At 52.8% G+C, this 20,877-nt stretch carries 18 protein-coding genes; 8 read left to right on the top strand and 10 right to left on the bottom strand.

The window, feature by feature from the left end; translation table 11 throughout:
* Positions 1-37: 37 nt before the first annotated feature.
* The gene (locus tag UNDYM_RS16315; RefSeq protein ID WP_232063510.1) at positions 38-991 is read right to left on the bottom strand and encodes a MurR/RpiR family transcriptional regulator; all 954 of its coding nucleotides are present in this window, start codon (positions 989-991) and stop codon (positions 38-40) included.
* 306 nt (positions 992-1,297) lie between these two features.
* On the opposite strand from UNDYM_RS16315, the gene UNDYM_RS16310 reads away from it, so the two are divergent.
* The gene (locus UNDYM_RS16310; RefSeq protein WP_162041969.1) at positions 1,298-2,416 is read left to right on the top strand and encodes a succinylglutamate desuccinylase/aspartoacylase family protein; all 1,119 of its coding nucleotides are present in this window, start codon (positions 1,298-1,300) and stop codon (positions 2,414-2,416) included.
* Between the two features lie 13 nt (positions 2,417-2,429).
* Positions 2,430-3,821 carry a YfcC family protein gene (locus UNDYM_RS16305; RefSeq protein WP_162041968.1) on the top strand — a complete coding sequence of 464 codons (1,392 nt, stop codon included), beginning with the start codon at positions 2,430-2,432 and terminating at the stop codon, positions 3,819-3,821.
* A gap of 28 nt (positions 3,822-3,849) precedes the next feature.
* Here UNDYM_RS16305 and phnE read toward each other — a convergent pair whose 3' ends face one another.
* The 8 genes from phnE to prpR all read right to left on the bottom strand — a co-directional run bounded on the left by phnE (position 3,850) and on the right by prpR (position 11,049).
* Positions 3,850-4,653: a phosphonate ABC transporter, permease protein PhnE gene (phnE, locus tag UNDYM_RS16300; protein ID WP_232063509.1), complete on the bottom strand. Its 804-nt coding sequence runs from the start codon at positions 4,651-4,653 to the stop codon at positions 3,850-3,852.
* The gene (locus tag UNDYM_RS16295; protein WP_162041967.1) at positions 4,650-5,495 is read right to left on the bottom strand and encodes an ABC transporter permease; all 846 of its coding nucleotides are present in this window, start codon (positions 5,493-5,495) and stop codon (positions 4,650-4,652) included. The genes phnE and UNDYM_RS16295 overlap by 4 nt, the downstream gene beginning before the upstream one ends.
* Before the next feature lie 5 nt (positions 5,496-5,500).
* Positions 5,501-6,355 (bottom strand): phosphonate ABC transporter ATP-binding protein, encoded by an 855-nt coding sequence (locus tag UNDYM_RS16290; protein WP_162041966.1) that lies wholly within the window; start codon positions 6,353-6,355, stop codon positions 5,501-5,503.
* A gap of 11 nt (positions 6,356-6,366) precedes the next feature.
* Positions 6,367-7,200 (bottom strand): putative selenate ABC transporter substrate-binding protein, encoded by an 834-nt coding sequence (locus UNDYM_RS16285; RefSeq protein WP_162061969.1) that lies wholly within the window; start codon positions 7,198-7,200, stop codon positions 6,367-6,369.
* 122 nt (positions 7,201-7,322) lie between these two features.
* Positions 7,323-8,345 (bottom strand): GGDEF domain-containing protein, encoded by a 1,023-nt coding sequence (locus UNDYM_RS16280; protein ID WP_162041964.1) that lies wholly within the window; start codon positions 8,343-8,345, stop codon positions 7,323-7,325.
* Positions 8,346-8,957, bottom strand: a complete 612-nt coding sequence (locus UNDYM_RS16275) for a chemotaxis protein CheX (RefSeq protein WP_162041963.1) — start codon at positions 8,955-8,957, stop codon at positions 8,346-8,348.
* Positions 8,954-9,319, bottom strand: a complete 366-nt coding sequence (locus UNDYM_RS16270; RefSeq protein WP_162041962.1) for a response regulator transcription factor — start codon at positions 9,317-9,319, stop codon at positions 8,954-8,956. The genes UNDYM_RS16275 and UNDYM_RS16270 overlap by 4 nt, the downstream gene beginning before the upstream one ends.
* A gap of 116 nt (positions 9,320-9,435) precedes the next feature.
* Complete coding sequence (gene prpR, locus UNDYM_RS16265; RefSeq protein ID WP_162041961.1) at positions 9,436-11,049, bottom strand: propionate catabolism operon regulatory protein PrpR; 1,614 nt, start codon at positions 11,047-11,049, stop codon at positions 9,436-9,438.
* A gap of 208 nt (positions 11,050-11,257) precedes the next feature.
* On the opposite strand from prpR, the gene prpB reads away from it, so the two are divergent.
* The 6 genes from prpB (at position 11,258) to UNDYM_RS16235 (ending at position 19,834) form a co-directional block, all read left to right on the top strand.
* On the top strand, positions 11,258-12,148 hold the full coding sequence (gene prpB, locus UNDYM_RS16260) for a methylisocitrate lyase (protein ID WP_162041960.1): 891 nt from the start codon (positions 11,258-11,260) through the stop codon (positions 12,146-12,148).
* A gap of 85 nt (positions 12,149-12,233) precedes the next feature.
* Positions 12,234-13,382 (top strand): 2-methylcitrate synthase, encoded by a 1,149-nt coding sequence (gene prpC, locus UNDYM_RS16255; RefSeq protein ID WP_162041959.1) that lies wholly within the window; start codon positions 12,234-12,236, stop codon positions 13,380-13,382.
* Between the two features lie 33 nt (positions 13,383-13,415).
* Entirely contained in the window at positions 13,416-13,889 is a 474-nt protein-coding gene (locus UNDYM_RS16250) for a GNAT family N-acetyltransferase (protein ID WP_162041958.1), read from the top strand.
* Positions 13,890-13,929: 40 nt separating this feature from the next.
* The gene (gene acnD / locus UNDYM_RS16245) at positions 13,930-16,524 is read left to right on the top strand and encodes a Fe/S-dependent 2-methylisocitrate dehydratase AcnD (RefSeq protein WP_162041957.1); all 2,595 of its coding nucleotides are present in this window, start codon (positions 13,930-13,932) and stop codon (positions 16,522-16,524) included.
* Between the two features lie 89 nt (positions 16,525-16,613).
* A complete protein-coding gene (gene prpF, locus UNDYM_RS16240; protein ID WP_162041956.1) occupies positions 16,614-17,798 on the top strand; it encodes a 2-methylaconitate cis-trans isomerase PrpF in 1,185 nt (394 codons plus the stop codon).
* 146 nt (positions 17,799-17,944) lie between these two features.
* Entirely contained in the window at positions 17,945-19,834 is a 1,890-nt protein-coding gene (locus tag UNDYM_RS16235; protein WP_162041955.1) for a propionate--CoA ligase, read from the top strand.
* A gap of 101 nt (positions 19,835-19,935) precedes the next feature.
* On the opposite strand, the gene UNDYM_RS16230 is transcribed toward UNDYM_RS16235, so the two are convergent.
* A complete protein-coding gene (locus tag UNDYM_RS16230; RefSeq protein ID WP_162041954.1) occupies positions 19,936-20,820 on the bottom strand; it encodes an HDOD domain-containing protein in 885 nt (294 codons plus the stop codon).
* Positions 20,821-20,877 lie beyond the last annotated feature (57 nt).

Here is a 20,877-nt window from a genome sequence, read left to right as displayed (position 1 = left end):
CTCCGGGGAGTGACTGTGATTTGCTAATTTTGTTTATTTACTTCTTGGGTTTATTGCTATCCAGCTGTGTGTATTTGACGTTGTTGTCAGCACTATGCAGATAGGCTGATATGGCTTCGGTCAGGCGCATGGCCTTCTCTACGTTCTTTTTATTCGACACCATCATGCTGCTGACCAGGGCTTCGATGACGGCGATCGCGGCACTCGCACTGCTGGGCAAGACACCGTGGGTGCTTGGTGCCAGCAGCAGATAATGACCCAGTTGTGCAATAGGCGAGGCTGGGGAATCGGTGATCGTGACTATGCAGGCACCATGGTCGCGTACAAACTGCGTGAGCTTGATGACGTCCAGCGCATAGCGTGGGAAAGAGATGACGATGAGTACATCCTTGTCAGTAATATTCGCGAGATGACCTGCCGCTACTTCAGTGCCGCCGTAACCAACCACTTCCACCACATGTGAGCAAAAAGGTTGCAAATGCAGGGCCAGCATGCCAGCCAGATGGGCACTCAGGCCAAAGCCCATGACATACACGGTTTTAGCCTTGGCGATGTGGTTGACTACCTCGTTCAGGTCTGATTCAGACATGCCCTGGTTTGCTGCATCAATATTGGCAGCGGCAAACTGCATGCTGGTATGAGCAGGTGAGGGCGCATTCTTTTTGGCTTCTATGGTATTGCGCAGTTTTTCTACTGGCTGGAACACGGCTTGCACCACTTCTGCAATTTGGTTACGCAGCCCTGCATAATTATTAAAACCCATGTCGCGCGCAAAACGGCTGATGGTGGCGGTCGATACATCACATTGTTCTGCCATGTCTTCTATACCGAGCGCCGTCACCTTGACCTGGTTGCGCAAGAGGAAATTGGCTATGCGCTTATAGGAGGCAGAGCCTTCCTGCAAGACCAGCATCAGCGATTCACCTAGCGTGGATTTGGCAAAGACCATTTCCGGCGAGGCAGATTCAACAGGGGTATTTAATTTTTTCATGTGCCGTATTCGGTAAAGCATTCAGTAAAACATTGAGTAAAACTTTTTTCGATGAATGAACTGTAGCCCTGTTTAAAAATATTTTCAATACTATTTGTCGTTTTATTTTCATAAATGTAGAATATGTAAAAAATCGTTCATAAATTGCAGTGGAGACGGGCTCAGGCAGTGTTGTATTTTTCTGCTTGCAAAAACTGCCATTGTAAAAAACGATGTGACGGCGAGAGTAAAGTCTGCACTATGGGATAAATACTGCATGGGCCAGTTTTTGGGCCTTACCATTACCAACAAAAGAAAAGAGTTTTTATGCAAATACAAAGCCATGCCTTGCCAGATATCAGTAGCGGGACAGTGCGGGAATTGCGGAGTTTTCATTACGGCACTCCAGGCCAGGGCCGCAAGGTGTATATACAGTCGTCCTTGCACGCAGATGAAATACCCGGCATGCTGGTGAATCACTATTTGCGCGAAATGCTGGAGCAGTATGAAAAAATTTCTGCGATTGCGGCTGAAATCGTACTGGTGCCGGTGGCTAACCCTATAGGACTTGCGCAGGATATACAGGGCACGGCCTTTGGCCGCTTTGATCTGGCGACTGGTGTCAATTTCAACCGTGGCTATCGCCACCTGACACCACATCTTTTACCTCTGCTGGAAGGCAAGCTGGGCACGGATGAAAAAGAAAATGTGAAGCTGATACGCCAGCAGGCACTGGCAGTGCTGCAGGCATGGCAGCCAGAAACTGCAGCAGAGCAGCAAAAGAAAGTCCTGCAAACCCTGGCAGTCGATGCTGACATCGTGCTGGACCTGCATTGTGATAACCAGGCTGTCATGCATTTATATGCGGGTACTCCGCTGACAGATGATTGTATGCCGCTGGCAGCTTATCTGGGCGCGCAGGCAGTGCTGGTCTCGGTATTGTCGGGCGATGATCCTTTTGATGAATCCTGCTCACGCCATTGGTGGGAACTGGCACAACATTTCGGTACGGCGACGCCTGTTCCAAATGCCTGCCTGTCCATCACGGTGGAATTGCGTGGAGAAACCGAGGTCAGCCATGAGCTGGCGCAGGCAGATGCCACGGCCATCATCAATTTTCTCAGACATGCGGGTTACCTGCGTGGAAAAGCACCGGCCTTACCTCAGGCCTTATGCCAGCCTACACCGCTGGAAGGTGTAGAGCCTTTGCGTGCTTCGCATGCAGGCATCCTGGTATTTACCAGAGAGACAGGTGAGCACGTTGAGGCAGGTGAGAGGGTGGCCGACATTGTTGATCCAGTCAGCGCAAAGGTGACGCCAGTACTGGCAACGGTATCCGGCATTTTATTCGCCCGCGTGGCCAGACGCTATGCCACGCACGGCATGCGCATAGCCAAGATTGCTGGTCCCGTTGCCTATCGCAGCGGTAATTTACTGTCCTTGTGACCAGGAGCTGATCATGCTGAAAAAACTCAGATTGCCGAATACCTTTGTCCTGTTGTTCTCCCTGCTGGCATTGATTGCTTTGGCTACCTGGCTGGTACCTGGCGGTAAATATGATACCCATGTGGTGAATGGCAAGACGCTGATAGACCCTGCCAGTTTCCATTACGTCACCAGCAATCCGCAAGGTGCTGTGGCCCTGATGATGGCGCCGATCAAGGGCTTTGTTGAGGCCGCATTGATCATAGGCTTTGTACTCATCGTTGGCGGTGCTTTTGCGGTTCTGCAAAAGACTGAAGCGATTGATGCCATGATCAAGTCCGTGGCCAGGGCGCATACCCATTCCAGTGCTGTCAGGGCTGGCATCATTCCCTTGTTCGTGACCCTGTTTTCCGTGGGCGGGGCGACCTTTGGCATGGCAGAAGAAGCGATACCCTTCGTCATGATCTTTATCCCGCTGGCGCTGGCACTTGGCTATGACTCGGTGATCGGCGTATCAATCCCCTTCGTTGGCTCGCAAGTCGGGTTTGCAGCGGCGTTTCTGAATCCTTTTAATGTTGGTATTGCCCAGGGGATTGCGGGTGTACCGCTGTTTTCTGGCATAGGATTCCGGCTTGTTGCGTGGTTGCTGGCGACAGTCGTGACTATTGTTTTTCTTAGCTGGTATGCGGCACGTATCAAGAAAAATCCACAATTAAGTCCGACCTTTGTTCTTGATGAAGAAAAACGCAAAAACCTCAGAATCGATGAATTCACCAGTTTCACCGGCATGACAGCTACTCACAAGGCGGTGCTATGCATGTTCCTGCTGACTCTCATAACCATGGTGGTGGGTGTCGTTAAATACAGCTGGTATATAGAAGAGATTGCTGCCTTGTTTTTGGTCATGGCCATCCTGGTAGGCATAGTCGGCAAACTCAATGCGGACAGTTTTGTTGAAGCCTTTATGCAAGGCGCGAAAGACCTGGTGACCACTGCACTGGTGATAGCCCTGGCGCGCGGCACCATGATACTGGCGCGTGACGCGAATATCATTGACACGATGTTGAACTTCCTCATGCCTTTCGTACAGTCCTCACATCCGATCTTTGCAGCACACAAGATGTTTGTGATCCAGTCTGTCATCAATTTCTTTATCCATTCCGGCAGCGGGCAGGCGGCACTGACCATGCCCATCATGGCACCTCTGGCCGACCTGGTTGGTGTGAGCAGACAGACGGCGATACTGGCATTTCAGTTTGGTGAATTCACGACGCCGATGATACCCACATCCGGCATTACCGTTGGCGTGCTGGCGCTGGCGCGCATACCCTGGGCGACCTGGGCGAAGTGGATGATACCCTTGCAGTTGCTGTACTTTGTCCTGGCCCTGGGTTTGCTGGCCTTGTCTTGTGTGATCAGTTGGTAGTGCTAATGGGTAGTGTTAATGCGTGGTGTTATTGCATCAACCAGCGTCGCACAGCGAAGCTCAATGCATCCACCATGGCGACCAGTATCAGCATGGCGATGATGACCGTGGCTGCGGTCTGCATCTGGAATAGCGACAGATGATATTTCAACATCTGCCCCAGACCACCGGCCCCGACTACGCCCAATATGGCGGCAGCGCGGATATTGTTTTCCCATCGGTACAGGGTGTAAGACAGCATTTGCGGCAGGCTTTGTGGCAGCGTGGCATACATAAAGGCATTGATGGCAGATGCACCGTTCAGGCGCAATGTGGATTCTGCCTGTGGCACGGCGTTTTCCAGTACTTCAGCAAACAGGCGGCCAAGTACGCCGGTGGTATGGGCGGCCAGCGCGATGGTGCCGGCAAATGGCCCTAGTCCAGCGGCAATCAGCATGATGGATGCCCACACCAGTTCGGGGATGGCACGCGCCACATTCAAAAATAATCGCGTACTGCTTTTTGCAGCCTTGCCAAAGCGGCCGCTGGCTGGCAATGCCAGCAACAGACCCAGGATGGCGGCAATCAGGGTGCCCAGTGCCGACATGGCCAGGGTTTCAAAAGAGGCGAAGGCGGTTTTTTTGAGCAGGGCAGGGTTGATGTCTGGCGGCGCGAAGCCTTGCAGAAATTCCCAGGTTTTGCCTGCGGCGTCGTCGCTGAAGAAGGCACGCCATTCCATGTTCAGACTGACAAAACTGGCTACGACCAGCAGTATGATGCCCACACTTAGTGCCAGTTTGAGTGGGCTCAATAGCGCCGGTGCGGCTGGCATGTTGTTATCTAGCGTACTCATGCCAGTGCCTTGCGGAATAATTTACTGGCCAGGTCCGCAATGCCCACCAGCAGCACGAAGACGATCAGCATGGTTGACACTTCAGCGCCGGACAACATTTTCATGGATTCATCCATACGCTGACCCAGGCCGCCAGCGCCGACAAAGCCCATGACGACAGAACCGCGTATCGCGCATTCCCAGCGATAGATGGTGTAGGAAATCAGTTCTGGTGCGGCATTTGGCAAGGCCCCGTACAAAAACACCGTCAGACGGCTGCTACCATTTCTGAGCAGGCTATCGGTGGCGTGGGCATCATTGGCTTCCAGTATTTCAGCATAAACCTTGCCCAGCATGCCGGCATAGGTGAGGGCGATGGCAAATACACCCGCTGTCGGCCCCAGTCCGACCAGGCGCACAAACAGCAAGGCCCAGACCAGTTCGGGCACGCTGCGCAACAAGACCAGCTTCCAGCGTACGATCTGGCGCAACAGCCTGGCCATGCCATGCATGCGTCCGCTGCCTATGCGCGAGATCGATAAATGTTCATTGACGATCAGGGTCATGGGTATCGCGCCCAGCAAGGCCAGCGTCAGGCCCGCCGTGGCAATGGCGATGGTTTGCCAGGTGGCTTCCAGCACGATCAGTAAAAACTCTGTGGAATGCGCAGGCGGAAAAAATCCCGACAGGAAGCGCCAGGTTGCCCCCAGACTTTGTGCATCGATCAGTTGCCAGGGTTTGAATTCAGTGATCAGCAGCATGGGCCAGAGCAGCACCAGCGAGCATAGTATGATGGTCACTCGCATGCGCCATGCAGGATCATGTGCTGGCTGTAAGTTGGAATGGCTTGCTTGCTGTGTCATCGTGCTTAAAAACAGCGGGGAGCGTCAGAAAAATCAGGTTGATCCAGCGCAGTCATATCCAATGATTGCTGCTGGGGGCTGCCAGCATTCCGGTACAGATCAGCGATCATCTGATCATCTACTTTATTGCTGTCGAACAGCACTTTACCGGCACGCAAGCCTATGATGCGCGTGAAGTGCTGACGTGCCAGTTCTACCTGATGCAGGCTGCAAATCAGTGTTGCATTGCGTTGTTTTGCTTCCTGCTGCAAGGTGTTCAGAGTTTGCAGGGCCAGTGTCGGATCCAGTGCAGACAGGGGTTCGTCTACCAGCAACAGGCTGGCATCGGACAATAGCAGGCGTGCCAGTCCACAGCGCTGGCGTTCACCGCCAGACAGTTTATCTACCCTGGCATACAGCTTGTGTTGCAGATCAAAACGCTGCAAGGCTTGCCAGGCAGCCAGCGGGTCTGTGGGCTTGATCAGATTGCGTAGTGCCTGTGACAGTGTCCAGTGTGGCAGGCGACCAGCCAGTACCGCAGTGACGACGCGCTGGCGTACCGGTAGCGGCGGTGTTTGCGGTGCCAGAAACAGATGACGGCGCAAGGCATGGCGTGCCGTATGCGAAAGCGCCCAGACATCGTGGTCCATGAACTGGAATTGGCCACTGGCAGGCTGGTGGGCCGCAGCCAGGGTATGTAGCAGCGTGGTTTTGCCGGCACCAGACGGGCCTATGATGGCAATTTGCTCACCCTGGGCTACTGTCAGGTTCAGGCTCTCAAGTAGGTATTGCTGTTGCCCTTGCCCTGCCACCGGTGCAGTGTGTGCCGCACCGGGAAAAGCCACACTCAATTGCTGCAAGCGCAGCTGTACTGTAGCCATTACTGCCGGCATTACTTCAGCAGGCCAGCATTATGCGCTGCCGCTTCTATGGCCTTGTAGTTGTCTGCCCTGGTGGGGATGAAGCGGGTGGCGCGTTGCAGCTCAAGTATCTCCTTGTCTTGTGGGTTGGCCGGATCAAGGTTCAGGAAGGCATCGCTGATCTTCTTGCGCAAGTCGGCAGGCATGTCGGCACGTACTGACCAATTGTAGTCATAGTAGCCTGGGGTAGTGTAGAACACATGCACCAGCTTGGTATCGACCTTGCCTTGCGCCAGCAGTTTTTCCCACACTGAGATATTCAGGGCGCCAGCATCTACCTTGCCACCAGATACGGCAGCGACAGTCGCATCGTGGGCGCCGGAAAAAGCGATGCGTTTCATGTCTGTATCAGGGTTGATCTTCGCGGCCAGCAAATAAGACCTTGGCATCAAATGGCCGGAAGTGGATGACTCAGAACCAAAGGTGAAGGTCTTGCCCTTGAGGTCTTCCAGTTTGGTAATATTTTTATCGGTAGTAATGAAGACCGATTTGAATTTTTCATCTTCTTCACGTTGCACCAGCGGTATGACCTGGTCTTTGCTGCGTACCTTGGCTTGCACAAAAGTGAAGCCGCCAAACCAGACCATGTCCAGTTTCTTGTTGATCAGTCCTTCGACCGACGCGGCATAATCAGTGACGGGTATGAACTCTACCTTCATGCCGAGTTTCTTTTCCAGCATGGTACCCAGTGGTTTGAACTTGCGTTGTAATTCAGTTGGTGCTTCGTCAGGTATAGCGGATACACGCAAGACCTGTTGTGCTTGCGCCAGGCCCGTGAACGTCAATAAACCCAAGGCCACGATCATGCTGCGACGGGATACGGAAAAACATGAAACAGAATTCGTCATAATATGTCCTTATATGCTCTAAAACGCGTGGGGCAATCAGTGGCAGGCCCGCATTAGTGGCCTGTATTCAATGGCATTTGTTAATGACTGATAGATTTATGCAGGGTGCCTGCGGGTGCTGTAGTTTGGGTATTGAATTGCTGCAGGGGCAGAAAATAGCTTTGATTGCGGCCAGCCTTTTTGGCTTCATAGAGTGCTGCGTCAGCGCACTTGAGCAAGGCATTGGCATCAACGTCTGGATGCTTGTGGTAATTGCTAAAGCCTATGCTGACGCTGATGCGCTGGCTGATGTGTGATTTGAAATGCGGTATGTTCAGATCCCAGACTGCGGTACGCAGTTTTTCTGCAAACTGCATGGCTGTGTCTGGTGCCATATTAGGCAGCATCAGGATGAATTCTTCACCGCCGAAACGTGCCAGCACATCAGTCGCCCTGAGTAATTGCTTGCGCAGGGCTGCGGCTACCTGTATCAAGGCTTTGTCTCCGGCCACATGGCCGTAGTTATCGTTGTATTCCTTGAAGTAATCTATATCGACCATGAAGACAGTCAGGGGAACATGATGGCGCACTGCGTGGCCCATTGCCATCTTGTAGTGTTCATCAAAGAAACGGCGGTTATAGATGCCTGTCAGGCTATCGGTCGTGGCTTCACGCTTTAATGCTTCAGAATGCGTGCGCAGGATTTTTTCGCGCTTGATCGAGGTCGTTGAATCACTGATCTGTATCAGGCACTGACGTGCGCCGTCCTCTGCCGTGATCGGCGTGATGGTAACAGACTGGTCTATACGTTTTTTCTCAACCTCGTGTTCGCCACGCTGGAACAGGGGTAAAGGGGAGCGGTGCAGGGCATTCGACAAGACGACGGGCAAGCCATAGCTCAGGGTGTTGGTAATTGCACTTAATATGGCACGGCTGGGTAATTCTTCAAAGGCTTCAGATACATGTTTGCCCAAGGCTTGGCTGGCCGGGATGCCGCTATATCGCTCTACCCAACCATTCCACAAGAGGATAGTCTGATCGACATCAAGCACGATCAGACCCAGGCTGATGGTATTTAATATCTCATCTACCCGGTAGGCAGAAGCAGGCATCAACTGTGCCATTTAGACAGCTCCCAGAAAGCGATCAAGCTGCGTTACCAAATCCGTCAGGGAAGTTGAACTCAGCAGGAAAATCAAATGTCCCTCGGAATGACGGCTTTCTATCGCCAGGTCAATATGCAGCAGCAGGACATAGGGCTGTTGAAGATCATTGCTGACGCGGCGGAAAATTTCTTCGGTACTGGCGACGGAGTAATCTGGTAGCGAACAATTCAAGGGGATACTGAGCATATCTGCCATGGCTGACAGGCAGGCATTAAGGATAATATTACCCAGCTCGCACATCGCTTCCTGTTCAAATTCAGCCAGGTCTTCGAGGCTGATTTGCGAGCCCATCATGTCACGCACGATTTTGAGTGCATGTTCCTCAGTGAACAGCAGTATGGCTTCTGCTTCAAAAGAGCCGCTGAAAGTCTGGTGTACCGCACCAAAGCGGTCACTCTGCAAGCCCATGGAGGAAACGTCTATTTCTGAGGATTTACGAATTTCAACCGAGGGAACAGAAAGGCGAACTTCTTCACCGACGATGTCGCTGAGGCTGGCAGCAGCCCTGCCAGCGCCGACATTGAAGACCTCGCTTAATGCATCGAGATGAAGTTCGGTCAGGGAATTCATTTGCCGCTCGCGAAATAATTGAGAACGATAGTGATGGATTTTTCAGTCACCGGCTTGGCGACAAAGATCGTGCCTATGGAGTTGGCTCTATTTTGCATGGTGTCCTGCACATTCGCTGAGAATATAGCGATGCGAACCCCAGGATTTTGCTGCAAAATTTGCTCTGCGGCATCAGTGCCCAGCATGCCTGGCATATTAATGTCCATGGTGCAAAAGTCTGGTTTGTTCTCTGCGGCTGACTTGATGGCATCTTCGCCACTGCCCGCCTCAAAAAACTCCCAGTCTGGGTGCACTGCTTTGACGTGTGCACGAATCACCATGCGGGAGACTTTACTATCGTCAACAATTAGTAGTTTTTTCATAATATTTTTTATGCAAGATAAATGCACCCAAAGATTGTGAGTGGCAGCGCAAATTCATTCTACCTTAGAGCGACACAAAATTCGCCCTCCAGATGATCAATTAATGTTTCAAATGATTACGTTTTTTGCTTGAGACGTCGCCACAAAGTCGTCCTGCTGATACCCAGGTAGTCTGCCGCCGCTTCCCGGTTGTGCTTGAATTTTTCCATGACCAGTTCCAGCGACTCTGGTGCTGCCAGATCGCCAGTGCTGGCTGGGCTGCCCGACACTTCTGCACCGGGTTGTTGTTTATGTAGTTCAGGCAGGATTTTTGCCACAAAGGCAGGTGTCAGGGCTTGCAGGGGTTCTGCCGCCAGGAACAGGGCCAGGCGCTCCATGAGATTGCGTAATTCTCTTACATTTCCTGGCCAGTCATAGGCTTGCAGCAGGCTGTTGCAGCTGGCAATTTCTGCATGCAGATTGGCGTGTGGCCTGGCACCCATGGCAGCCAGCGCATGCTTGAGGCACCATACTGCGAGGGGCAGCAGGTCGTCAGGACGCTGGCGCAAGGGTGGGAGATGCAGGCGTAATACTGCAAGGCGGAAATACAGGTCGGCACGAAACTTTCCTTCTTTTACCCGGCTTTCGAGGTCGCAATGAGTGGCGCTGATGATGCGCACATCGACCGGGACAGGGCGCATGCTGCCCACGCGGTTGATTTCGCGCTCTTCCAGTACCCGCAACAGGCGGGTTTGCAAAGTCAGTGGCATTTCACCGATCTCATCGAGGAATACCGTGCCTCTGTGGGCAATTTCAAACAAACCTGCATGACCGCCACGCTTTGAGCCGGTGAAAGCACCTTCTTCATAGCCAAACAATTCAGATTCCAGCAGGCTTTCGGCAATCGCACCGCAATTCACGGCAACAAAGGGCTGGCGTGCCCGTGTGCTCTCTCTGTGCAAGGCCTGGGCTGCCAATTCCTTGCCTGTGCCTGTTTCACCTTGTAACAACACCGTTGCCGGGGAGCGGGCAAACAAGGCAATGGACTTGCGGGTCGCCTGCATAATGGCGGACTCGCCGCGCAAATCATTCAGGCCATGCTTGGCTCGTAATGATTCTGCCGCAGGATGATGTCTGCCTCTGGCTGATTCCAGTCGCGTCAGACGGGCGATTTCCAGTGCATCGTCAAAAGCCTGGCGTATTGAGGTGGCAGAATACATGAAAATGCCAGTCAGCCCGGCTTCCTCCGCCAGGTCAGTAATCAGGCCCGCGCCGACAATGACCTTGATGCCACTCGCTTTGAGTTCACTGATCTGGGCCCGTGCATCTTCTTCAGTAACATAGGTGCGCTGCTCCAGCGGAAAACCGAAAGTGGTTTTGAAATCCGCCAGCTCAGGCATGGTCTCCTGGTAATTGATGAGGCCTATGGCTGGCGACACCTTGCGCGCTCTTGCCAGTGCCTGCATGACATCAAAGCCACTGGCCTTGGCGATAACGACAGGGACGGGCAGGCGGTTTTTGAGGTAAGCGCCATTCGAGCCTGCCGCGATGACGGCATCACATCTCTCGGTTTGCAGGCGTTCTTTCAGGTATTGCGCCGCTCCTTCAAAACCCATGTGTATGGGTTCTATATCGGCGCTGACGTCATATTCAACCATGATGTCACGGAACATATCGAACAGGCGCGAGATGGAGACTGTCCAGATGACAGGTTTGTCGTGGGCGTCGCGTAGTGCGGGAGGTTGTTTCATATATGTTTCAATTGATGTTTCATAATTCAATATGAAACATCATTATGAAACAAAACTGCGTTACTGAACAGGATTTATTATCCTGGCTTGACGAATAAGTGTTTGATTTATATGCATATCAGACTGAAACAGTAGTGATCCCACGCATGCTGGCACACTGATTGCAATACGGATGCCAGAATCTGTTCATTAACCTGAAAGCATACACATGAGTACATACTCCGCAGGTGCCGCCTTCCGCAAGGCGATGCAGGAAGAATCCCCTCTGCAAGTCGTCGGTGCAATCAATGCCAACCATGCCTTGCTGGCTAAACGTGCTGGTTTCAAGGCGATCTACCTTTCTGGCGGCGGTGTCGCTGCCGGCTCCCTGGGTTTGCCTGACTTGGGTATTTCCAATCTTGACGATGTCCTGACCGATGTACGCCGCATTACCGATGTCTGCGACCTGCCTTTGCTGGTCGATGTGGATACCGGTTTTGGTTCCTCTGCCTTCAATGTGGCGCGCACTGTCAAATCCATGATCAAGTTTGGTGCTGCCGCGATCCATATCGAAGACCAGGTTGGTGCCAAGCGTTGCGGCCATCGTCCTGGCAAGGAAATCGTCAGCAAGCAGGAAATGGTAGACCGCGTCAAGGCTGCAGTCGATGCCCGTACTGACGATAATTTTGTCATCATGGCACGTACCGATGCACTGGCAGTCGAAGGCCTGGATGCAGCGATAGACCGCGCCCTGGCATGCGTAGAAGCAGGCGCCGACATGATCTTCCCGGAAGCGATCACTGAACTGGCGATGTACAAGCAATTTGCCAATGCCGTCAAAGTACCTATTCTGGCAAACATCACTGAATTCGGTGCTACTCCCTTATATTCCGTTGAAGAACTGGCCGCTGTAGATGTGGGCCTGGTCTTGTATCCATTGTCCGCTTTCCGTGCCATGAACAAGGCGGCAGAAAACGTTTATGGCGCGATACGCCGTGATGGTACGCAAAAGAATGTCGTTGATACCATGCAAACCCGCATGGAATTGTATGAACGCATCAATTACCACGACTTTGAGCAAAAGCTCGATGCTCTGTTTGCTCAGCAAAAAGCCAAATAATAATGATATAAGCTGTCCCGTCCTTGCGCTGCATCAAGCTGGAGGGTGGAAACAGCCCTGAATATGAACCTCTGGAGAAATAATCATGACTGAAGCAGTTCCTTTCAAACCTAAGAAATCCGTTGCCCTGTCTGGCGTTACTGCTGGTAATACTGCCCTGTGTACCGTAGGCAAAACCGGTAACGACCTGCATTACCGTGGCTACGACATCCTGGATGTGGCTGACGCCTGCGAGTTTGAAGAAATTGCCCATTTGCTGGTGCACGGCAAATTGCCTACCGTCGCAGAATTGCGTGGCTACAAAGCCAAGCTGAAAGCCCTGCGCGGCCTGCCAGCGAATGTCAAGGCAGCACTCGAATGGCTGCCTGCATCGTCCCACCCTATGGATGTGATGCGCACTGGTGTGTCTGCACTGGGTTGTGTGTTGCCAGAAAAAGATGATCACAATACCCCGGGCGCACGCGACATCGCTGACCGCCTGATGGCATCGCTGGGCTCCATGCTGCTGTACTGGTACCACTACAGCCATAATGGCAAACGCATAGAGACAGAAACCGATGATGAATCCATAGGTGGTCATTTCCTGCATCTGCTGCATGGTGAAAAACCAAGCGCATCATGGGAAAAAGCCATGCATACTTCATTGATACTGTATGCAGAGCATGAGTTCAATGCATCCACCTTTACTGGCCGTGTCATTGCTGGCACAGGTTCTGACATGTATTCTGCCATCACTGGTGCGATCGGTGCCTTGCGTGGCCCTAAACATGGCGGCGCGAACGAAGTTGCGTTTGAAATCCAGAAGCGTTATGACAATCCTGACGAAGCAGAAGCCGATATCAAGAAGCGCGTAGAAAACAAGGAAGTCGTGATCGGTTTCGGTCATCCTGTTTACACGATCTCAGATCCACGCAACAAGGTCATCAAGGAAGTGGCACGCAGCCTGTCTAAAGAGGCAGGAGCAATGAAGATGTTCGATATTGCAGAGCGTCTGGAAACCGTGATGTGGGATATCAAGAAAATGTTCCCGAATCTGGACTGGTTTTCTGCCGTGTCCTATCACATGATGGGTGTACCAACTGCCATGTTCACGCCTTTGTTCGTGATTGCGCGTACCTCTGGCTGGGCGGCTCACATCATAGAACAGCGTATCGACAACAAGATCATTCGTCCTAGTGCCAATTATGTTGGCCCTGAAGATCTGAAGTTTGTTTCTTTGAATAAACGCAAATAAATCAACGAGCATAAATAAGCCAGAGGTTGCAAGATGAAAGTGCAGGCAGACCTTTCTAAGCTCAGCATCAGACGCGCTGTGAAGCAGGATCTGCCGCGCCTGCTGGAACTCATCGCCGATGATGATCTGGGCAAAAATCGTGAAGGCGTCGGGTCGGATGCGGCATGTTATGCAGAAGCCTTTGACCGTATAACAGCTGACGACAACCAGTTCCTGATGGTGGCCGAGATGGATGGTCGCATCATTGCGATGCAGCAGGTCACTTTCATCCCCGGCCTGAGCAGAAAAGGCGCTACCCGCGCCATGATAGAAAGCGTGCGGGTTGATGGCTATCTGCGCGGGCAGGGCATAGGCCACTGGTTCATAGAACAGGCAATACAATTGGCGCGCGAGCGCGGCTGCCAACTGGTACAGCTGACCAGCGACAAGAAGCGCATACAGGCGCACAGATTCTACGGAAGCATGGGCTTCACGGCGTCCCATGAAGGCTTCAAATTGCAACTCTGAGCTGTTTTACCCAATATTAATATCTAAGAAATAGCGAGCCATGAATACTCAATTCCGCAAGCCACTACCCGGTACCACCCTGGATTATTTCGATACACGTGCTGCCGTCGATGCCATCGTGCCAGGTGCGTATGACAAGCTGCCATATACTTCACGCGTGTTGGCAGAAAACCTTGTGCGCCGCTGTGATCCCGCTACGCTGACTGATTCTCTGCGCCAGTTCATAGAACGCAAGCGCGATCTTGATTTTCCATGGTTTCCGGCGCGTGTAGTTTGCCATGACATTCTTGGACAGACTGCCCTGGTGGACCTGGCTGGTTTGCGCGATGCGATAGCCCTTCAAGGTGGTGACCCGGCACTGGTTAACCCTGTCGTGCCTACACAACTGGTGGTTGACCATTCGCTGGCTGTTGAATGCGGTGGGTTTGATCCGGATGCATTCAATAAAAACCGCGCCATTGAAGACAGACGTAATGAAGACCGGTTTGACTTCATCAACTGGACCAAGAAGGCGTTCAAGAATGTTGATGTGATCCCGCCCGGCAATGGCATCTTGCACCAGATTAATCTGGAACGCATGTCGCCGGTGGTGCAGGTCACAGATGGTGTCGCTTACCCGGATACCCTGGTAGGCACAGACAGCCATACGCCTATGGTGGATGCACTCGGTGTGATTGCGATTGGTGTTGGTGGCCTGGAAGCAGAGAGCGTCATGCTTGGCCGTGCATCCTGGATGCGTTTGCCAGACATCATCGGCGTAGAACTGACGGGTAAGCCGCAGGAAGGTATCACTGCGACCGATACGGTACTGGCCTTGACAGAATTCTTGCGCAATCAAAAAGTTGTGTCGTCTTATCTGGAATTTTATGGCGAAGGAGCATCCCACCTGACCCTGGGTGACCGCGCCACGATTTCCAACATGGCACCAGAATTTGGTTCCACTGCTGCGATGTTCTACATCGACGAACAAACCATCAAATATCTGAAACTCACAGGCCGTGATGATGAACTGGTCAAACTGGTAGAAACCTATGCCAAGGAAACTGGTCTGTGGGCAGATACACTGAAAAATGCGGAATATGAACGCGTGCTGCAGTTTGATCTGTCTTCCGTTGTGCGCAATATTGCTGGTCCATCCAACCCGCATAAGCGCGTGCCAACGTCTGAACTGGCAGCGCGCGGCATCAGTGGTACGGTAGAAGATGAGCCTGGCTTGATGCCAGACGGCGCCGTTATCATCGCTGCGATTACCAGCTGCACCAACACCAATAATCCACGCAATATGGTGGCTGCCGGTTTGCTGGCACGCAATGCCAACAAGCTGGGCCTGACTCGCAAACCCTGGGTCAAGAGTTCACTGGCCCCTGGTTCCAAGGCCGTGACCCTGTATTTGGAAGAGGCTAATTTGATGCCTGAGCTGGAACAACTGGGCTTTGGCGTGGTTGCTTACGCTTGCACATCCTGCAATGGCATGTCGGGTGCGCTAGATCCTGTCATCCAGAAAGAAATCATAGACCGTGATCTGTATGCGACGGCTGTGTTGTCGGGTAACCGCAATTTTGATGGCCGTATCCATCCGTATGCGCAACAGGCCTTCCTGGCTTCGCCACCGCTGGTCGTGGCTTATGCGATTGCTGGCACTATCCGTTTTGATATCGAGAAAGATGTGCTGGGCCTGGATGCTGCAGGCAAGCCGGTGACCTTGAAAGATATCTGGCCTACGGATGAAGAGATTGATGCCGTGGTTGCTGCCAGCGTCAAGCCTGAGCAATTCCGTAAAGTGTATATCCCCATGTTTGCCAAACAGGCAGATGATGGCGAGAAAGTCAGCCCCCTGTATGACTGGCGTCCACAGACCACCTATATCCGTCGCCCACCGTATTGGGAAGGCGCACTGGCAGGCGCACGCAGCATGAAGGGCATGCGTGCGCTGGCAGTATTGGGTGACAACATCACGACTGATCATCTGTCACCATCGAACGCCATCATGCTCGACAGTGCCGCTGGTGAATACCTCGCCAAGATGGGTTTGCCAGAAGAGGATTTCAATTCTTATGCTACCCACCGTGGCGACCATTTGACGGCGCAACGTGCGACTTTCGCCAACCCGACTCTGAAAAATGAAATGGTCGTGGTTGATGGCAAGGTCAAGGCAGGTTCACTGGCACGTATAGAACCAGAAGGTCAGATCACCCGCATGTGGGAAGCGATCGAAACTTACATGGAACGCAAGCAGCCGCTTATCGTGATTGCCGGTGCCGATTATGGCCAGGGTTCTTCGCGTGACTGGGCCGCCAAGGGCGTGCGCCTGGCAGGGGTAGAAGTGATTGTCGCTGAAGGTTTTGAGCGCATACACCGCACCAACCTGGTTGGCATGGGTGTCTTGCCGCTGGAGTTCTTGCCAGGCGTGAACCGCCTGACGCTGAACATAGATGGCACAGAGACCTTTGACGTCATCGGTGATCGCATGCCACGCGCAACCCTGACCCTGATCATCAACCGCAAGAATGGTGAATCAGTGGCAGTGCCTGTGCTGTGCCGCCTCGATACGGCAGAAGAAGTATCTATTTACGAAGCCGGTGGTGTCTTGCAGCGTTTTGCGCAAGACTTCCTGGAATCTGTCAAGGCTGCGTAAGTTTCATACGATATATTTCCAGTGCTTTTCTTGATGGAAAAGTGCTGGATTTGAGTTGAATTAAAAAGAGAAATTTTAAAGAGAAGTATATGGCCCACCTCCCACAAATCAAAATCCCGGCGACCTATATGCGTGGCGGCACCAGCAAGGGTGTTTTTTTTCGCTTGCAGGATTTGCCTGAGGCTGCCCAGCAGCCGGGTGTTGCACGCGACGCCTTGCTATTGCGTGTGATAGGTAGCCCCGATCCTTATGGCAAGCAGATCGATGGCATGGGTGGCGCGACGTCGAGTACCAGCAAGACAGTCATCCTGTCAAAAAGCAGCAAGCCTGATCATGATGTTGATTATCTGTTTGGCCAGGTAGCGATAGACAAGGCCTTTGTAGACTGGAGTGGCAATTGCGGTAACCTTTCTGCGGCAGTTGGTGCCTTCGCCATCAGCGCTGGCCTGGTGGATGCTGAGCGTGTACCTCAAAACGGCATAGCCACCATACGCATCTGGCAGGCAAATATCAGCAAGACCATTATTGCTCATGTTCCTATGACTGATGGGGCAGTGCAGGAAACCGGCGATTTTGAACTCGATGGCGTGACCTTTCCGGCAGCAGAAGTTCAGCTTGAATTCATGGACCCGGCAGCAGATGAAGAGGGCGCTGGTGGTTCCATGTTCCCGACCGGTAATCTTGTTGATGATCTTGACGTGCCAGGTGTGGGTACACTCAAAGCGACCATGATCAATGCCGGTATTCCCACCATTTTCATCAATGCCGATGCCATAGGCTATACAGGTACAGAATTACAGGATGCGATCAACGGTGATGCCAAGGCTCTCGCCATGTTTGAAACCATACGTGCGCATGGCGCATTGCGTATGGGTCTGATCAAGGATATCTCTGAAGCTGCACAGCGCCAGCATACCCCCAAGGTGGCCTTTGTTGCCAAGGCTGCTGACTACACTTCATCCAGCGGCAAGCAAGTCCAAGTAACTGATATCGATTTACTGGTACGCGCCCTGTCCATGGGCAAGCTGCATCATGCGATGATGGGTACGGCAGCGGTGGCCATAGGCACTGCGGCAGCAATTCCGGGCACGCTGGTGAACCTGGCTGCTGGCGGTGGTGCACGCACTGCCGTGCGTTTTGGTCACCCGTCTGGCACTTTGCGGGTAGGTGCCGAGGCTACACAGGTCAATGGCGAATGGAGTGTTACCAAGGCCATCATGAGTCGCAGTGCGCGCGTGCTGATGGAAGGTTGGGTACGCGTACCCTCAAACTGACAAAATTTTGGATTTGAAACGAAGTAGTTTTATGCACGTGAAAGTGCAGGCCTAGCCACGTGCCAGCGCCACTGTCCAACAATAATAATTAATGCTCAGGGCCGACGCGAATGTTAAGAACATTTTGTGATATCGAAGGAGACAGCATGACCTACGCAGCGTTTTATCAGGAATCTATACAAGACCCGCAAGGGTTCTGGGCCAAAGAAGCGCGGTTGATAGACTGGCACAAGCCTTATAATCAGGTACTCGACCATAGCAAGCCGCCATTTGCGAAATGGTTTGTCGGTGGTGAAACTAATCTCTGTCATAACGCAGTCGATCGCTGGCTGGCTAGCCAGGCAGACCAGCCTGCGCTGATCGCCATTTCTACCGAAACCAATACCGAAAAAACTTATAGCTTTGCCGAGCTGCATGCAGAAGTGCAGCGCATGGCGGCCATCATGCTGGGCTTGGGCGTCAAGCAGGGCGACCGGGTATTGATCTATATGCCCATGATCGCTGAAGCGGCGTTTGCGATGCTGGCCTGTGCCCGCATAGGTGCGGTGCATTCCGTCGTGTTTGGTGGCTTTGCTTCAAAGAGCCTGGGCACACGTATTGATGATGCGAGGCCCGTGCTGGTAGTATCGGCTGATGCCGGTATGCGTGGTGGCAAGGCCGTACCCTATAAGCCCTTGCTGGATGAAGCGATAGCCCTGGCTGAGTACAAGCCAGCGCATGTCTTGCTGGTCGATCGTGGCCTGGATGCGATGCAAGTCGTGGCTGGGCGTGATGTTGATTATGCAGCTGCAAGGGCGCAGCAGATGGACGCGCAAGTACCTGTGACCTGGCTGGAATCGAATGCCATGTCCTATGTCTTGTACACCTCAGGCACGACAGGCAAGCCCAAGGGCGTGCAGCGTGATGTTGGTGGGTACGCAGTGGCACTGGCGTCCTCCATGAAGCACATTTTCTGCGGCAAGCCAGGTGAAACTTATTTTGCGACATCAGACATAGGCTGGGTGGTCGGCCACTCTTATATTGTGTATGGCCCGCTGATCGCTGGCATGGCCACCATCATGTATGAAGGCACGCCTATACGTCCTGACGCAGGCATCTGGTGGAGCATTGTCGAGAAATACAAGGTCACGCGCATGTTCTCGGCACCGACGGCGGTGCGTGTACTCAAGAAGCACCCGTCAGAACTGATGCGCAAATATGACCTGTCTTCACTCAAGGCGCTGTACTTGGCAGGTGAGCCGCTCGATGAAACTACGTCAAGCTGGATAGCAAGCGAGCTTGGCGTCCCTATTATCGACAATTACTGGCAAACCGAGACGGGCTGGCCCATCCTGTCGATTGCCCGTGGCGTTGAGCAGACTGCCACTCGCCTGGGTAGCCCAGGTGTAGCCATGTATGGTTATGACGTGCGCATCATCAATGAAAATACCGGGGCGGAATGTGCCGCCAATGAAAAAGGCGTGGTTGCCATCAAAGGCCCATTGCCACCAGGCTGCATGCAAACCGTGTATGGCGATGACCAGCGCTTCGTCAATACTTACTGGTCCAATTTCTCGCATGAACAGTTATATTCCACTTTCGACTGGGGTATCAGGGATGCTGACGGCTATTATTTCATCTTGGGCCGTACCGATGATGTCATCAACGTAGCTGGACATCGTCTTGGTACGCGCGAAATAGAAGAAAGTATTTCCAGTCATGCGCAGATTTCTGAAGTGGCGGTGGTAGGTGTTGAAGACAAACTCAAAGGGCAGGTAGCGGTTGCTTTTGCGATACTTAAAAACCCCGCTCTTGCCGGGACGCCAGAGCAAAAACGCAGCCTGGAAGCCGAGGTCATGGCCGTGGTAGATAAGCAACTGGGCGCTGTTGCCAGGCCATCACGCGTGCATTTCGTCAATGTGTTGCCAAAGACACGTTCTGGTAAATTGCTGCGCCGGTCCATACAGGCGATCTGTGAAGGGCGTGAAGCTGGTGACTTGACTACGATAGAAGACCCGTCTTCCTTGCAGCAAATCCAGGCGGCCCTGAAGGCCTGAAAGGGCCTGAGCGGTTGAGAGCCACGCATTGAAAACCGTGCTTTGAAAAAAAAAGGGAGCTTATGCTCCCTTGGTCTTGTTGCAGGCGGAATTTAAAAAAATCAGAGTTGCAACGCGGCCGCGAGGGTTTGGACTTCTTCTTCTGATTCTTCCAGTATACTGTTGAGCGTACCATCACCGACGACAAAGTCAATTTCTGAAGAATACTGTTCGGACACCTCAGCATAGGAATGGATATCCATAGGTGAATGTGTGGTCGCCAGTTCATTTGCCAATAACAGCGTATCACCCAGGGTTTCTGGCGGCATCGCGCGCAAACCGAACCACAGGGCTTCTACTGCTTCTACCACTTGCTGAGGCAGCATCAGGCTCTTGATCACAGCGGCACCGATTTGTGATTCAGATGATTCGCGGTCTATGATGGTGTCGAGGAAGGAGGGCAGATCATCTGCGCTGGAATCTGGCGCAGGTTCATCCCTTTCTATGAGAGAAGGGTACTCATCGACACGGGACAGCAGGTAAAAATTACCCACTTCATGCACGATACCGGCAAACATGGCTGTGTCCGGATCCAGCTTGGTGATGCGTTTGGCGATGACGCGTGACAGCGCTGCTACCTGCGCCGTGTGTTCCCACAGCTTATTGGTCATGGCCTGTAATTGCTTGTTCTTGCTGGTGCCAGCGAGTTGTCGCACCACCAGCGAAGCAACCACCGCACGCAGGGTGCGGAAGCCCAGACGGCTGATGGCTGCCTTGACATTGGTGACATCATTGCCGCGATTGTAGGCGGCAGAATTGGCAATGGCGACCATGCGGGCCGCCAGGAAAGGCTCATTCAGAACCAGCTTGGTGGCCGTATCAATACTGCAATCGGGGTCATCCAGGGTCTGCTGCAGTTTAATGGAAGCCGCTACATTTGTCGGGAAAACCAGCTCTCCCCGTTTGGCTTGTTCAGCTATGCTGTTGAGCGCATCGATTTTATTCATCGCTATGTCTTTTGCACAAGTTAAACAAACAGATGACAGGTGCAGGCTACACCCGGC

The sequence above is a fragment of the Undibacterium sp. YM2 genome, assembly GCF_009937975.1.
GTDB lineage: Bacteria > Pseudomonadota > Gammaproteobacteria > Burkholderiales > Burkholderiaceae_D > Undibacterium.
This window is presented reverse-complemented; position numbering and strand designations above follow the sequence as displayed.

Excerpts from the sequence above, each read along its gene's own strand:
- UNDYM_RS16315 (WP_232063510.1), bottom strand. The coding sequence starts at position 991 with ATGAAAAAATTAAATACCCCTGTTGAATCTGCCTCGCCGGAAATGGTC.
- UNDYM_RS16310 (WP_162041969.1), top strand. The coding sequence starts at position 1,298 with ATGCAAATACAAAGCCATGCCTTGCCAGATATCAGTAGCGGGACAGTG.
- UNDYM_RS16305 (WP_162041968.1), top strand. The coding sequence starts at position 2,430 with ATGCTGAAAAAACTCAGATTGCCGAATACCTTTGTCCTGTTGTTCTCC.
- phnE (WP_232063509.1), bottom strand. The coding sequence starts at position 4,653 with ATGAGTACGCTAGATAACAACATGCCAGCCGCACCGGCGCTATTGAGC.
- UNDYM_RS16295 (WP_162041967.1), bottom strand. The coding sequence starts at position 5,495 with ATGACACAGCAAGCAAGCCATTCCAACTTACAGCCAGCACATGATCCT.
- UNDYM_RS16290 (WP_162041966.1), bottom strand. The coding sequence starts at position 6,355 with ATGGCTACAGTACAGCTGCGCTTGCAGCAATTGAGTGTGGCTTTTCCC.
- UNDYM_RS16285 (WP_162061969.1), bottom strand. The coding sequence starts at position 7,200 with ATGATCGTGGCCTTGGGTTTATTGACGTTCACGGGCCTGGCGCAAGCA.
- UNDYM_RS16280 (WP_162041964.1), bottom strand. The coding sequence starts at position 8,345 with ATGGCACAGTTGATGCCTGCTTCTGCCTACCGGGTAGATGAGATATTA.
- UNDYM_RS16275 (WP_162041963.1), bottom strand. The coding sequence starts at position 8,957 with ATGAATTCCCTGACCGAACTTCATCTCGATGCATTAAGCGAGGTCTTC.
- UNDYM_RS16270 (WP_162041962.1), bottom strand. The coding sequence starts at position 9,319 with ATGAAAAAACTACTAATTGTTGACGATAGTAAAGTCTCCCGCATGGTG.
- prpR (WP_162041961.1), bottom strand. The coding sequence starts at position 11,049 with ATGAAACAACCTCCCGCACTACGCGACGCCCACGACAAACCTGTCATC.
- prpB (WP_162041960.1), top strand. The coding sequence starts at position 11,258 with ATGAGTACATACTCCGCAGGTGCCGCCTTCCGCAAGGCGATGCAGGAA.
- prpC (WP_162041959.1), top strand. The coding sequence starts at position 12,234 with ATGACTGAAGCAGTTCCTTTCAAACCTAAGAAATCCGTTGCCCTGTCT.
- UNDYM_RS16250 (WP_162041958.1), top strand. The coding sequence starts at position 13,416 with ATGAAAGTGCAGGCAGACCTTTCTAAGCTCAGCATCAGACGCGCTGTG.
- acnD (WP_162041957.1), top strand. The coding sequence starts at position 13,930 with ATGAATACTCAATTCCGCAAGCCACTACCCGGTACCACCCTGGATTAT.
- prpF (WP_162041956.1), top strand. The coding sequence starts at position 16,614 with ATGGCCCACCTCCCACAAATCAAAATCCCGGCGACCTATATGCGTGGC.
- UNDYM_RS16235 (WP_162041955.1), top strand. The coding sequence starts at position 17,945 with ATGACCTACGCAGCGTTTTATCAGGAATCTATACAAGACCCGCAAGGG.
- UNDYM_RS16230 (WP_162041954.1), bottom strand. The coding sequence starts at position 20,820 with ATGAATAAAATCGATGCGCTCAACAGCATAGCTGAACAAGCCAAACGG.